At 62.6% G+C, this 12512-nt stretch carries 12 protein-coding genes; 5 read left to right on the forward strand and 7 right to left on the reverse strand.

The genetic code is table 11. From position 1 onward, the window contains the following. Positions 1-334: 334 nt before the first annotated feature. Positions 335-616, reverse strand: a complete 282-nt coding sequence (locus tag NCT04_RS17255; RefSeq protein WP_244828483.1) for a DUF4148 domain-containing protein — start codon at positions 614-616, stop codon at positions 335-337. A gap of 331 nt (positions 617-947) precedes the next feature. Here NCT04_RS17255 and NCT04_RS17260 point away from each other — a divergent pair, with 331 nt between their 5' ends. Further along, a complete protein-coding gene (locus tag NCT04_RS17260; protein WP_250466744.1) occupies positions 948-2279 on the forward strand; it encodes an Nramp family divalent metal transporter in 1332 nt (443 codons plus the stop codon). Between the two features lie 67 nt (positions 2280-2346). Here the strand turns inward: NCT04_RS17260 and motB are convergent, their stop codons facing one another. Both motB and motA read right to left on the reverse strand, forming a co-directional pair. Beyond that, positions 2347-3327: a flagellar motor protein MotB gene (motB, locus tag NCT04_RS17265; RefSeq protein WP_244828478.1), complete on the reverse strand. Its 981-nt coding sequence runs from the start codon at positions 3325-3327 to the stop codon at positions 2347-2349. Positions 3328-3360: 33 nt separating this feature from the next. Then, complete coding sequence (motA, locus tag NCT04_RS17270) at positions 3361-4230, reverse strand: flagellar motor stator protein MotA (RefSeq protein ID WP_244828477.1); 870 nt, start codon at positions 4228-4230, stop codon at positions 3361-3363. Between the two features lie 254 nt (positions 4231-4484). Between motA and NCT04_RS17275 the strand changes: the two genes are divergently transcribed. Both NCT04_RS17275 and NCT04_RS17280 read left to right on the forward strand, forming a co-directional pair. Beyond that, positions 4485-5366: a helix-turn-helix domain-containing protein gene (locus NCT04_RS17275; RefSeq protein ID WP_250467444.1), complete on the forward strand. Its 882-nt coding sequence runs from the start codon at positions 4485-4487 to the stop codon at positions 5364-5366. A gap of 63 nt (positions 5367-5429) precedes the next feature. Then, complete coding sequence (locus NCT04_RS17280) at positions 5430-5702, forward strand: hypothetical protein (RefSeq protein ID WP_250466746.1); 273 nt, start codon at positions 5430-5432, stop codon at positions 5700-5702. Between the two features lie 216 nt (positions 5703-5918). Here the strand turns inward: NCT04_RS17280 and NCT04_RS17285 are convergent, their stop codons facing one another. From NCT04_RS17285 to NCT04_RS17295, 3 genes are all read right to left on the reverse strand, one after another. After that, complete coding sequence (locus NCT04_RS17285) at positions 5919-6086, reverse strand: hypothetical protein (protein WP_244828474.1); 168 nt, start codon at positions 6084-6086, stop codon at positions 5919-5921. Between the two features lie 106 nt (positions 6087-6192). After that, a complete protein-coding gene (locus tag NCT04_RS17290) occupies positions 6193-7650 on the reverse strand; it encodes an MFS transporter (RefSeq protein WP_250466747.1) in 1458 nt (485 codons plus the stop codon). A gap of 122 nt (positions 7651-7772) precedes the next feature. Next, on the reverse strand, positions 7773-9083 hold the full coding sequence (locus NCT04_RS17295) for an MFS transporter (protein ID WP_250466748.1): 1311 nt from the start codon (positions 9081-9083) through the stop codon (positions 7773-7775). 501 nt (positions 9084-9584) lie between these two features. Between NCT04_RS17295 and NCT04_RS17300 the strand changes: the two genes are divergently transcribed. After that, positions 9585-10328, forward strand: coding sequence for a response regulator transcription factor (locus tag NCT04_RS17300; RefSeq protein ID WP_250466750.1), 744 nt, complete (start codon positions 9585-9587; stop codon positions 10326-10328). A 113-nt stretch (positions 10329-10441) separates the two neighbouring features. Here the strand turns inward: NCT04_RS17300 and NCT04_RS17305 are convergent, their stop codons facing one another. Continuing rightward, the gene (locus NCT04_RS17305; RefSeq protein WP_250466752.1) at positions 10442-11347 is read right to left on the reverse strand and encodes a dihydrodipicolinate synthase family protein; all 906 of its coding nucleotides are present in this window, start codon (positions 11345-11347) and stop codon (positions 10442-10444) included. A gap of 213 nt (positions 11348-11560) precedes the next feature. On the opposite strand from NCT04_RS17305, the gene NCT04_RS17310 reads away from it, so the two are divergent. Next, positions 11561-12511 carry a 4-hydroxyproline epimerase gene (locus NCT04_RS17310; protein ID WP_284507785.1) on the forward strand — a complete coding sequence of 317 codons (951 nt, stop codon included), beginning with the start codon at positions 11561-11563 and terminating at the stop codon, positions 12509-12511. Position 12512 lies beyond the last annotated feature (1 nt).

The following is a 12512-nucleotide window of genomic DNA, read 5'->3' on the forward strand; positions in this document are numbered from 1 at the left end:
GAGGGAGGGACGCAGGTGCTTTCACGCGCGGGACGAGTCTCGAAGCCGGGTCGGTGAGCCGCCTTCGGTGCCCTATGGTAGTGCCAACGTACCAACGAGATAATGACGCGAAAATGGCGATTTCGTCATCTTGCGTGAAATGAAAGGCGTGCGTAATACTAGGCGCTCGAAAGGAAAGCCGGCAGCGCGCAATGGAAGGTGAACGTAATCGGAAAGTACGTCGATGCATCGCGCGAAAGGCAATGCGAGTACCGCAGTGAGACGGCGCGGGATCGCTTCAATTCAGCGGAAGCCGCGCTGGCCTCGTTCGGAATGGCGTGACTGTTGAATGACGTTATTGCGGAGTCTGGCCGAGCGGCGTGGTCGTCATGGTCGGTTGTCCCGATGCGGACGAGCCTTCCGACGATGCGCCATACGACGGGTTCGAGACCTTCTGTTCGGCAGCCTGAATATCGTTCGGGTAAAACGCATCGCGCTCCGACGGGTTGTAGCCGGCTTGTTCGACCTTGACGAGATCCTGTCTGACCTGTGCACGGGTGAGTCCTTCGCTTTGAGCAAAGGCGGCAAGTGGCGCTGCGGCCAACGTAACGATAGCGATGCGAGCGAGTAGTTTCATGGCGAACTCCCTGAAAAGTTAAGGACGATTCGCGGCGTGCGGTTTCGTGGTTTCGAGCGTCATGAAGCTCGTTACACCCACCACCGCCACGGCACCGATTCTATGTCTGGCACCGTGACGAGATGCTGGCGGTCAAATGGCGCTTTGGTCAGATTGAAGCGGGCGCTGTCACAAACGTTTTCGCCTGTGGCGGCAAGCGCCCGATGATAGACTCGCGAGCTTCGAGCGTCCTGTAAGACAAAGGCATGGTTCGTTTCAGTGACGCTCGCTTTCGTTCGAACATCTTTCGTTCGAACATCTTTCGTTCAAACATCGACACCGGGACCGTCAATTGCCGTTCAAGCTGCCGACCACGGCCACCGCGCCATTCTGTCCGTCTGAAGTCAAAGGCTCCGTCGCCGTCGCGCCTGGCGCGTCGTTCTGGAAAAAGCTGCTGCAGTTCGCGGGGCCGGGGCTGCTCATCTCCATCGGTTATATGGACCCGGGCAATTGGGCCACCGATATCGAAGCCGGATCGCGCTATGGCTACGACCTGCTTTTCGTGGTCGTGCTTTCGAGCCTTGCGGCGATGGTGCTGCAATGTCTGTCGATGCGCCTCGGCATTGTCACCGGACGCGATCTCGCGCAGCTATCACGCGAACGCTACGCAAAGCCCGTCGCTCATGCGCAATGGGCGCTCGCCGAACTCTCGATCATCGCGTGCGATCTCGCCGAAGTGCTCGGCGGTGCGCTCGCGTTTCACTTGCTATTCGGCTGCTCGCTGATGTGGGGCGTGATCTTCACCGCGTTCGATACGCTCATCGTGCTCGGTCTCAAGGGCAAGAACTTTCGCGATCTCGAAGCCATCATGCTGGGTTTGATTGCGACCATCGGGCTTGGTTATATTGTCGAACTCGTGCTCGTGAAGCCGCATTGGGCTTCGGTCGCCGCAGGTCTCGTGCCTTCGATCAGCCTCTTCTCGCAGCGCGAGCCGCTGTATCTCGCCATCGGCATTCTCGGCGCAACCGTGATGCCGCATAGCCTCTATCTGCATTCGTCGATCGTGCAAACGCGCGTGGTTCAGCGCGATAAGAAGAGCCTGGCGTCGGCCATCGGCTTGTCGCGCATCGACACTATCGTCGCGCTCGTGCTTGCGTTGCTCATCAATGCGGCAATTCTGATTCTCGCGGCATCGGCGTTTCATGCGACAGGGCATACGCAAGTCACCGAGATCGAAGATGCCTACAAGCTGCTGGCGCCTATCGTCGGCACCGGGCTGGCCGCGGTTCTCTTCGCGGTGACGCTATTCGCTTCGGGACAAAGCTCGACGTTTACCGGCACCATCGCAGGCCAAGTCATCATGGAAGGCTTCCTGCACTTGAAGATTCCGTGCTATCAGCGGCGTTTCATCACGCGTGCGCTCGCGCTCGTGCCCGCGCTGATCGGCGTGTATGCGATGGGCAACGGCGCGGTCGGCAAGCTGCTGGTCGCGAGTCAGGTCGTGCTGAGCCTGCAATTGCCGTTTGCATTGTGGCCGCTCATTCGCATGACGAGCGATCGGACGCTGATGGGCGAGTTCGCCAATGCCATGACCACGAAGCTGCTGGCGTGGCTCTTGTTCGTCGTGATCAGCGTGGCGAATGTGTGGCTCGTCGTGCAGACCGTGAGCGACTGGCTTTCCTGAGCGCATGAAAGAAAGCGCCATGCACGCGTGATTCGTGCATGGCGCATCTGTCGATGAAGGCTGGAGGTTACTTGACCACCGCTGCCGGTGCGGTCGATTTCGCCGCCACGGCCGCCGGAATCGCGGTTTCGGGAGGCAAGGTCTGATCCACCGTCGTGCGGCCGCCATCGCGGAAGAATGCCTGTTCCGCAGCCTTGTTCAGCACGAGAATACTGATACGGCGGTTGGTCGGTTCGTCGGCAACGTCCTTATTGAGCGGCAGTGCATCGGCGAGACCGCGCACCTGAAGAATCTTGCTTTCCTTCATGCCGCCGCTGACCAGCGCCCGGCGCGCGGAGTTGGCACGCTCGCTCGACAGCTCCCAGTTCGAGTAGCCCGTCTGATTGCCGGAGTAGGGCACGGCGTCCGTGTGACCGGCGATAGACACGCGGTTATCGACGTCATTCAACGACGCGCCGATATTCGTGAGAATCGTCGTCACGTAGCTTTCGAGCTTGAAGCTGCCCGACGCGAACATGGGCCGCTTGAGCGAATCGACAATCTCGATACGCAAGCCTTCGCTCGTGATCGCGATCCGAATCTGATCCTTGAACGCTTTCAGTGCGGGCGTCTGTTCGATCAGCGCTTGCAGCTTCTGCTTCAGTTGCTGCAGGCGCTGCATGTCGTCCGCAGCGACGGCGGCACGCGCAATTTGCGGCGGCACTGGCTGCGTCTGGCTCTTCTTGCCTTCGCCGGGACGCGTGCTCGACAGATCGCGTCCGCCGCCCGGAATCACGCTCGTGTGCGCGGATGCGCCGCCGTCGTTGCCGAAGAGCGCGGAAAGCGGTGTGTTGAAGTAATCCTCGATGCCTTCCTTGTCGTACTTCGACGTGGAGCCCAGCAGCCACATCAAGAGAAAGAAGGCCATCATCGCGGTGACGAAGTCGGCGTAAGCAATCTTCCATGCGCCGCCATGATGACCGTGTCCGTGCGCCTTCTTCTTGCGGCGCACGATGATGGTCGGCGCGAGCACGGATTGCAGCGGATCGCGTGAAGGTTTCTCAGCCATGAACGTGTTTTCCGGTAATGAGCGCGAGCGGCTTTAAGCGGACTTCGGCATCTTGGTGGCGCGCACGGCGTCGTCCAGTTCCTTGAAACTCGGACGGTCCGCCGTGAAGAGCACCTTGCGGCCGAACTCGACGGCGATGGTCGGCGCGTAGCCGTTCATCGACGCGAGCAACACGGACTTCACGCACTGGAACGGCTTGGCTTCGGCCGCGCCCTTTGCGTTGAGCAAGTCAGCGAGCGGTCCGAAGAAACCGTATGCGAGCAGAATGCCGAGGAAGGTTCCGACGAGCGCACCCGCGATCATCTCGCCGAGCACGGCGGGCGCGGCGCCGACCGAGCCCATGGTGTGCACCACGCCCATCACCGCCGCGACGATACCGAACGCCGGCAAGCCGTCCGCCATCTTCTGAATTGCGTTGCCGGCAATCGCGCTTTCGGTGTGATGCGTTTCGAGTTCTTCGTCCATCAGGTCCTGCATTTCCATCGCGTTGACGTTGCCTGCGGACATCATGCGCAGATAGTCGACGATGAATTCGAGCAGATGATGATCGTTCATCACGTGTTCGTACTTCTGGAACACGGGGCTGGCTTCGGGAGCATCGACGTCGGCTTCGAGCGCCATCATCCCTTCCTTGCGGGCCTTTTGCAGCAGCTCATAGAGCAGCGCGATCAGCGCAAGGTATTTCTCTTTCGTGTAGGCGCCGCCCTTAAAGGCCTTCGGCAGACCTTGCAAGGTCTTCTTGAGCGTTGCGGTCGGATTGGACACGACGAACGCGCCGATTGCCGCCCCGAAAATACACAGCAACTCGAACGGCTGAACCAGCGCCGCCAGATGCCCGCCGACGCCGATAAAACTCCCGATCACCGAACCGATGACCACTACCCAACCGATAATGACAAACATGATCTCTCCGCAAGAAGTCAGGGCGTCGCGAGCACTGCGAGCTCGACATGAGACACGCACGGCACGCGAAACTTTATTGGCTTGTTGATGGCTTTTAACGGCGCGGACCACCCGAGATTTAGGGTTACGCGCGCAAAGATTTCTGCGCAATGGTTTGCGAGGTAAATGTTACGACGGCATTCGACGCAACTTTGACCGGTCATTACGCGTGAGGTAATGGATCGCGGATGGACGAATCGACTAACATCGGCGGCATGAATTCGACTTTTGCGTTCGTTGCATCGAGTGTTGCGCCGCCCGCGACGGTCGGCGCGCTGTTGCGTGAATGGCGCCAGAAACGGCGCATGAGCCAGCTCGACCTGGCTGGCGACGCCGATGTATCGACGCGTCATCTGAGCTTCATCGAATCAGGGCGATCGTTGCCAAGCCGCGAGATGCTCATGCGCCTGGCCGAGCAACTCGATGTGCCGCTGCGCGAGCGCAATACGCTTCTGATGGCGGCGGGTTATGCGCCGCTATATCGCGAACGCCCGTTCGCCGATCCGCAACTCGATGCCGCGCGCCGTGCCGTCGAACTCGTGCTCAAGGGACACGAGCCGTATCCGGCGTTGGCCGTCGATCGTCACTGGACGATGATCGCTGGCAACGCCGCCGTGGCGGCGCTGGTTGCGTTCGCGGCGGATGCGTCGCTACTCGCGCCGCCCGTGAACGTGCTGCGCTTGTCGCTGCATCCGCAAGGCTTGGCTCACGCAATCGAGAACTGGCACGAATGGCGCTCGCATCTACTGGCGCGTGTGCGTCGGCAGATCGAGGTTTCTGGAGACGCCACGCTCGCCGCGCTGCTCGTGGAACTCGAGGCGTATCCAACGCCGCCGCATGCCGGCAAGGCGAGGAGTGCCGAACTCGATCCCGTGGTCGTGCCGCTGCGCCTTTTGACGCCACACGGCACACTGTCGTTTCTGAGCACGACGACGGTATTCGGCACGCCGGTGGACATCACGCTATCCGAGTTGGCAATCGAGGCCTTTTTTCCCGCCGACGAATTTACGGCTACCGCGCTCGCGGAGATGTCGTTGCGCTCACGGCCATCAGCTTACAAAATTGAACCTGACGACGCGGCGCGAATCAATGAATGAGCACGCGGCGTTTTAGCGAAGCGGCTAACCATGGCTTTTGTCCAACCAACGCGGAAGACAGCGATGATTCAAACATTCGAACAAGTAATCGGCGGGCAAAGCATGCAGTTCTGCGCGAGTATCGCGGACGGCGGCGGTCCCCGGCGCGTCATCATCAGCCGGGCGGATTCGGCGGAATCGCTCGTGATCGTGGAGGCGGGCGGCATTATCGGTGTCATCAAAGCGGAAGTCGAGGCGCCGGATACGTTCGTCGCGGATGCCGTGAAGCGGGCGCAGGAGGAAGGCTTGATCGAGCGCGCGCTGCAGACGGGTACCGTGCAAACTACGAATTTGTAATTCTGGTTTAGACAGCAACAACGCCCGCGCGGGGATGTTCGGTCGCGCGGGCGTTGTGCTTTCTGTGTTTGGAAGATAGTGCGAGCCAGACAGCGCGCTGCTTACTCGGTCTGCCGTCTCTGCGGTCAGTTAGGCGTGACCTCGACCGGCGCCGGAATTCAGCGGAGCCGCGCGGTCCGTTTCACGAAAGCAGCGCCGCTCGAACAACGCGCGTGTTCAAAGGCGCGGCTGCCCATTCCTCGGATCGGCGGGAACCAGTGGCGTCGCTGAATCCGGGCCATCGGGCATGTCCGGATCATCGGGATTCGGCGCCGCGTCGGGGTCGAGCAGCTTGTCCGGGTCCGGTTCCATCGGCTCTTCGGGTGAGCGGGGCATCGTCGACATGATGGGGTGTTCTCCAGAGTATGCAGTTCATGTGTGACCGGCACGGTTTCGTCGATGCCGGGCGTCCCTCATGCGTCTGCAACGCGCGTTCCCGAGTCTCGTCGCACTACTCCGTCGCCTGCCGAGCCGCGCTCATCGGGCGATTGCCACGCGCATCGCGCACGAGAAACCCGCTGAAGCAAGCGCAGACTAGGAGCGCGACGGATATGCCCGCCGACCAGCGCACCGCATCGACGATCTGCGCCGTTGCCGCGCCGCCTTCGCCATGTCCCGCGAGCGCGCCGAATGCCGCCACGCCGATTGCACCCGCCGCCTGCCGCGCCGTATTCAGTACTGCGGACGCCGTGCCCGCGCGCTCCTGACCGACCGTGCCGAGAAGCGCGGTGGTCATTGCCGGAACCGCGACGCCCATGCCGGTTGGAATCAGGAGGAACGGCACGATGAGCGCGAGCGCGGGCGTGTGGGCATCGACGAAAACGAGCGCCGCGAAACCGGCGGCGTCGATAAGCGCGCCGGCGATCATCGGCGCACGCGAGCCGAAACGCGCGACGACCGGTCCGCTCGCCAGATTCGACAGCAGAAAGCCGCCCGTCAGCGGCAGAAAAGCGAGACCGGTCTGCAAGGGCGTATGTCCGAGCACGCGCTGCAAGTACAGACTCAGCACGAACACCATCCCATAGTAGGTAAGATTCACGCCGATACCGAACACCACCGCCGCGCTGAAGGTGCGATCCTTGAAGAGCGCGAGCGGCAGCATCGGCGAACGTGTGCGGCCTTCGATCACGACGAACGACGCGCCCGCCAGCAACGCCAGCGCAACCCCGCCGAGCACGAGCGGATGCGTGAGTCCGAGCGGCCGCATCTCGATGACCGCGCCGACGAGCGCCGTGAGCGCGATCACGGCAAGCGCCTGACCGGGCAGGTCGATACCGCGCGCGCCACGACCGGTTCCAGGTTGCGCGGGTGTTTCGCGGACCCACGCGAACGTCGCCGCTATGCCCGCCGCACAGATCGGCACGTTGACCCAGAAGATGCTGCGCCAGCCGAACGCCGCGATCAGCACACCGCCGACGATCGGCCCGGCCGCGATCGAAATCGAGCCCGCAGCCGTCCACAGACCCACCGCGCGCGCCCGCAAACGCGGATCGTGACCGCAGGCTGCGTTGAGCAGCGCGAGCGAATTGGGCAGCATCGCCGCCGCGCCGATTCCTTGCAGCGCGCGGGCCGCGATCAGCTGCGGGGCATCGCGCGAGAACGCGCAGGCGAGCGACGCCAGCGCGAACAAGGCGAGCCCGCCCGCGAAAAGCCGCCGCGCGCCGATGCGATCGCCGAGCGAGCCGGCGGAAAGCATCAGCGCGGAAAAGGCGAGCGCGTAGCTGTCGATGGTCCATTGCAGACTCGCGACGTTCGCGTGCAGGTCGTGACCGATGCTCGCCAGCGCCACATTGACGATGGATACATCGAGTTGCGAGACGACGAAGCCGACGCTGGTGGCGGCAACGATAAGCACCTGACGCGCGCTCAGGCGCGCCGTTTTGGGATCGAGATCGAGGTTCGAGTTCATGCCCTCAATGCTAGACGCGGCGCACGCTCGATGTTTCAGGCACGGGTGAAACGTGGCGGTTCAAGGCGAGAAAAGCGCACTCACGGGGAGTGCGCGTTGCCTGATCGGATCAGGCCCGCCGTTCAGGCCTCGACCGCCGCTTCCCGGATAAACAGCGTAGTCACCGCGCCCACCGCGCACAGCGCGCAGACGTAGATCACGGGCGCCATCGGACTGGATTTCATCATCAGCGAAACGACGATCGGCGTGAGTCCGCCGAAAACGGCATATGCGACGTTATACGAAAACGAAATGCCCGAAAAGCGAATGGCGGGCGGAAACGCTTTCACCATGACGAACGGAATCGCGCCGATCACGCCAACCGTGAAGCCCGCGCACGCGTACCACGGCAAGAGCACGGACGTATCGAGCGAAACTTGCCGGAACAGCAGGTAATACGACACGCCGAGCGCAATCGCGCCGATGAAAATCGTCCTGCCCGCGCCGATGCGCCCCGCAATCGCGCCCGCCAGCACGCAACCGATGGTCAAGAACAGCGTCGCCATGCAATTGGCCGCGAGCACGGTCGCCGGCGCGATGTGGAATTGCTTCTGCAGAAGCGACGGCGTCATCAGAATGACCACGACGATAGCCGCGGAAAGCTTCCACGTGAGCAGCATCGACACGATCACGGCGCGGCCATGATCGCGCAGCACGGCTTTGAGCGGAATCTCGGCGGCAAGCGACTTGCGCTTTTGCAGTTCGGCGAACACGGGCGTTTCATGCAGCCAGCGTCGCAGATACACCGAGCACAGCCCGAATAATCCGCCGAGCAGGAACGGCAGACGCCACGCGAAGTCCGCGACTTGCGCCGGCACGAAGCTCTTGTTGATCGCGGTCGCGACCAGCGAACCGAGCAGAATGCCGGCCGTCAGTCCCGCCGTGAGCGTGCCGCACGCGTAGCCGACATGACGACTCGGCACGTGCTCCGACACGAAAACCCACGCGCCAGGCACTTCGCCGCCGACGGCCGCGCCTTGCATCACGCGAAAGAGGAGCAGCAGAACGGGCGCCATCATGCCAATCGAAGCGTAAGTGGGCAGCAGGCCCATCAGGAGCGTCGGCACCGACATTAGCAGCACGGAGAGCGTGAACATGCGCTTGCGGCCGAGCAGATCGCCGAAATGCGCCATGACGATACCGCCCAGCGGCCGGGCAAGATAACCCGCCGCGAAGATGCCGAAAGTCTGCAATTGCCGCAGCCAGTCAGGAATCGTGGCGGGAAAGAACAGCTGGCCGATCACCGGCGCAAAGAACACGAAAATGATGAAGTCGTAGAACTCGAGAGCGCCGCCAAGTGCGGCGAGGGTGAGCGTTTTATAGTCGCCGCGCGTGAGACGGCGGCCCGCGGCGCTCGTGGTGTCCGGGGCGCCGGGCAGAGGTGTTGCATGCATCGAAAAAAGAACCCGTAAATGAAAAGAGCCGCGCACGTGTCGGGACGTGCCGCGCAAGAAGAGGCGTTGTCCTGCGGCTTTTCAAGACGCGCCGGGTGAGCGCGAATCAAGGACCGGATGATGAGCCCGACGGACGCATTATCGTATCGCGCCCGGCGGCCGCGCTGCGCGAACGACTCGGAGTCGCGCGGCAGCGTTCCTTTGCGAGACATCGGTAAGAGCTCGCAAACGGGGACGTTCAAGCCAGACGCGCGATGTTACAGGATGAAAGGCCACCTCCGGCAGAACGGCCGATCTATTTTCGAGATGGTTGCGCGTGCGACACGGTGTCGAAATCGTCACATGCGTTGACAAATTCGGATGAGTCCGATGGGAAAGGGAAACAGGTCTGCCCAGAATGCCGCCTGTATTTAACCGTCTCAGTCTGTAACGAGACGTCCTGCGGTGCCCGTTCGACAAGGCATCTGCTTATTGCCCCTCAGACTCATCAGGCCAGACCCTATGCGCGTCGCCGTTTTGCAAACCGACCCAAGTTATAGAAATCTCATCAGCGACGTCGTCAAGCGGCTTGGTCACGCGTGCGTGACCTTTGGCGACGGCCTTCAGTTGTCCAAGGCGCTCTCGCGTTCCACGGTCGATCTGCTCATTCTCGACTGGAATTCATCCGGTCTGTGCGGTCTCGACCTGCTCAAATCCGTGCGCTCCAGTTTCGGCGAGCGCGTGCCGGTCATGTTCGCCACGCCCGACGGCGCCGAACACAACGTCGTTTGCGCGTTGACGGCAGGCGCGGACGATTACGTCGTTTATCCGGTGCGCCCGGGCGAATTCGGCGCGCGCATCGAAGCGCTGATCCGCCGGGCGTATCCAACCACGTCGAGCGCTTGCCTCGAAGTCGGGCCGTATCGCTTCGACTCGCGTCAGCAAGCCGTCACGGTGCGCGGCCGTCCGGTGCAGTTGAGCGGCACGCAATTCCGCCTCGCCCAGTTGTTCTTCTCGAATATCGGTCGCGTGCTGTCGCGCGATCATATTTTCGCGATGGTCTGGGGTCGCGAGTTCCGCGAAACCACTCGCACTATCGACAGTCACGTGTCGCGTCTGCGTCTGGCGCTGGAAATCGAGCCGGTCAATCACTTCCGACTGCAGCCGGTGTACAAGAGCGGTTATCGCCTGTTGCATCTGTATGGCGATGGCGAGGAAACCGGCGACGAGCGCGTCGAACCCGAGCATGCCCGTATTGCTGCTTAAGAGCACCAAGTAAAAATGCCGTCGCGAGACGGCATTTTTGCGTTTGCCTTGAAAGACTCACGCTTTCACATAATGGATTCCGTCGCGAGACGGCATCGCTGTGATCGGCGAAATCAGAACCGCGGCAATTCAGGCCGCGTTTCGATACTTTGCCGGATCAGCGCTTCGATCTCCTTGCGTTCGTCGCCGGCAAGCGGAAGTCGCGGCGGGCGTACCGGCTCCGTGCCAAGGCCGACGATTGTTTCCGCGAGTTTGATGTTCTGCACGAGCTTGTGCGACACGTCGAGCGCGAGCAGTGGCGCGAACCAGCGGTAAATCGCGCGCGCTTCCTCCATGCGTCCCGCCTGCAAAAGCTTGTAGATCGCCACGGTCTCGCGCGGAAACGCGCACACGAGGCCAGCCACCCAACCGTGTGCGCCCATCAGCATGGCTTCCATCGCCAGATTGTCGACGCCGCAAAAGAGCGCATAGCGGTCGCCGACTTCGTTGATCAGGTCGGTAATGCGCCGTACGTCGCCGCTGGATTCCTTGATCGCCGCGAATTTGCTGTCTTCGGCCAGTTCCGCGAACATGCGCGGCGTGACATCGACGCCATACGCGAGCGGATTGTTGTAGACCATGATCGGCAGCGGACTTGCATCCGCGACCATGCGGAAATGGTTGAGCGTCTCGCGCCGATCCGACATGTAACGCAGACCCGGCAGCACCATGTAGCCTTTCGCGCCCCGGCTCGCCGCGCGCGCCGCCTGGCGGCAGCCGTCGAGCGTGCTGTTTTCCGCGATGGTCAGCAGTACCGGCACGCGTTCGCGCGCCGCGTCCACGGCGATATCGAGCACGTCGAGCTTTTCGTCGAGCGAAAGCGTCGAAGCTTCGCCGAGCGAGCCGCACACGATGATGCCGTCCACGCCAGCCTCGATCTGCGCTTCGATGTTCTTCTTCGTCCACGCGCGGTCTATGCTGAAATCGGCGTTGAACTTGGTGGTGACGGCGGGCATCACGCCTTCCCAGATATGCGACACGGCGGCTCTCCGAAAATGTTTGAACGCTGTGCAGTTTAAGCACGGCAAAACAAGGCGTCTTGCGCGTTTCGCGCGCGGCGCGTGCCGATTTCGGCACAGCGCGCGCGGGCTCCGGCGAGCGTCATCGGGCGAGGGCGGGTTATGCCGATATCGTCATCGAAATCGCGTAGCCGCTCCAAGACGCCTGCCGCGCGCATTTTTAGGATAGGCGGCATGAAAACCATCGACATCATCGATTCGCATACGGGCGGCGAGCCGACCCGCCTCGTCACCGCGGGCGGTCCGGACTTGGGCGACGGCACACTCGCGCAACGGCTGGAGACGTTTCGCACGCGTTTCGACGACTGGCGCCGCGCCATCGTCACCGAGCCGCGCGGCTCCGACGTCATGGTCGGCGCGCTTCTCTGCGCGCCCGACGACCCCACCGCGACTGCGGGCGTCGTCTTCTTCAACAACGTCGGCTATCTCGGCATGTGCGGGCACGGGACCATCGGGCTCGTGGCGTCGCTGGCGCATGCGGGACGGATAGCGGCGGGGCGGCATCGTATCGATACGCCCGTCGGTCCCGTCGATGCCACGCTCAATCCGAACGGCAGCGTTAGCGTGCGCAATGTGCCGGCATACCGGCATCGGCGCGCGGTGACGGTAGATGTGCCCGGCTACGGTCCGCTCACGGGCGATGTCGCGTGGGGCGGCAACTGGTTCTTCCTCGTCGCGGACCACGGACGCACGCTCGACGGCGCGCGTATCGCGGAGTTGACGGCATTTTCCGATGCGATCCGCGAAGCGCTGCAGGCGCAGGGCATAACGGGTGCGGCGGGAGCGTACATCGACCATATCGAACTGTTCGCGGATTCGCCTTCGACGGGCATCGACAGCCGCAGCTTCGTACTGTGCCCAGGCAGCGCGTACGACCGGTCGCCGTGCGGCACCGGCACGAGCGCGAAGCTCGCGTGTCTCGCGGCGGACGGATTGCTCGCGCCGGGCGAAATCTGGCGGCAGGAAAGCATCATCGGCAGTGTGTTCGAGGCGAGCTACGAGCACGCGCAAGGCGAGATCGTGCCGACGATCACCGGCTTTGCGCACGTCATGGGCGAAGGGCGGCTCGTGTTCGACGAGCGCGATCCGTTCGCGCGCGGCATTCCGGCGAGCGTTGCCGCGTGAC

The organism is Caballeronia sp. GAFFF2 (assembly GCF_023631485.1).
Taxonomy (GTDB): domain Bacteria; phylum Pseudomonadota; class Gammaproteobacteria; order Burkholderiales; family Burkholderiaceae; genus Caballeronia.

What these genes read in the sequence shown, in the direction of transcription:
- NCT04_RS17255 (WP_244828483.1), bottom strand. Translation starts at nt 616, where the DNA reads ATGAAACTACTCGCTCGCATCGCTATCGTTACGTTGGCCGCAGCGCCA.
- motB (WP_244828478.1), bottom strand. Translation starts at nt 3,327, where the DNA reads ATGGCTGAGAAACCTTCACGCGATCCGCTGCAATCCGTGCTCGCGCCG.
- motA (WP_244828477.1), bottom strand. Translation starts at nt 4,230, where the DNA reads ATGTTTGTCATTATCGGTTGGGTAGTGGTCATCGGTTCGGTGATCGGG.
- NCT04_RS17275 (WP_250467444.1), top strand. Translation starts at nt 4,485, where the DNA reads ATGAATTCGACTTTTGCGTTCGTTGCATCGAGTGTTGCGCCGCCCGCG.
- NCT04_RS17280 (WP_250466746.1), top strand. Translation starts at nt 5,430, where the DNA reads ATGATTCAAACATTCGAACAAGTAATCGGCGGGCAAAGCATGCAGTTC.
- NCT04_RS17285 (WP_244828474.1), bottom strand. Translation starts at nt 6,086, where the DNA reads ATGTCGACGATGCCCCGCTCACCCGAAGAGCCGATGGAACCGGACCCG.
- NCT04_RS17290 (WP_250466747.1), bottom strand. Translation starts at nt 7,650, where the DNA reads ATGAACTCGAACCTCGATCTCGATCCCAAAACGGCGCGCCTGAGCGCG.
- NCT04_RS17295 (WP_250466748.1), bottom strand. Translation starts at nt 9,083, where the DNA reads ATGCATGCAACACCTCTGCCCGGCGCCCCGGACACCACGAGCGCCGCG.
- NCT04_RS17300 (WP_250466750.1), top strand. Translation starts at nt 9,585, where the DNA reads ATGCGCGTCGCCGTTTTGCAAACCGACCCAAGTTATAGAAATCTCATC.
- NCT04_RS17310 (WP_284507785.1), top strand. Translation starts at nt 11,561, where the DNA reads ATGAAAACCATCGACATCATCGATTCGCATACGGGCGGCGAGCCGACC.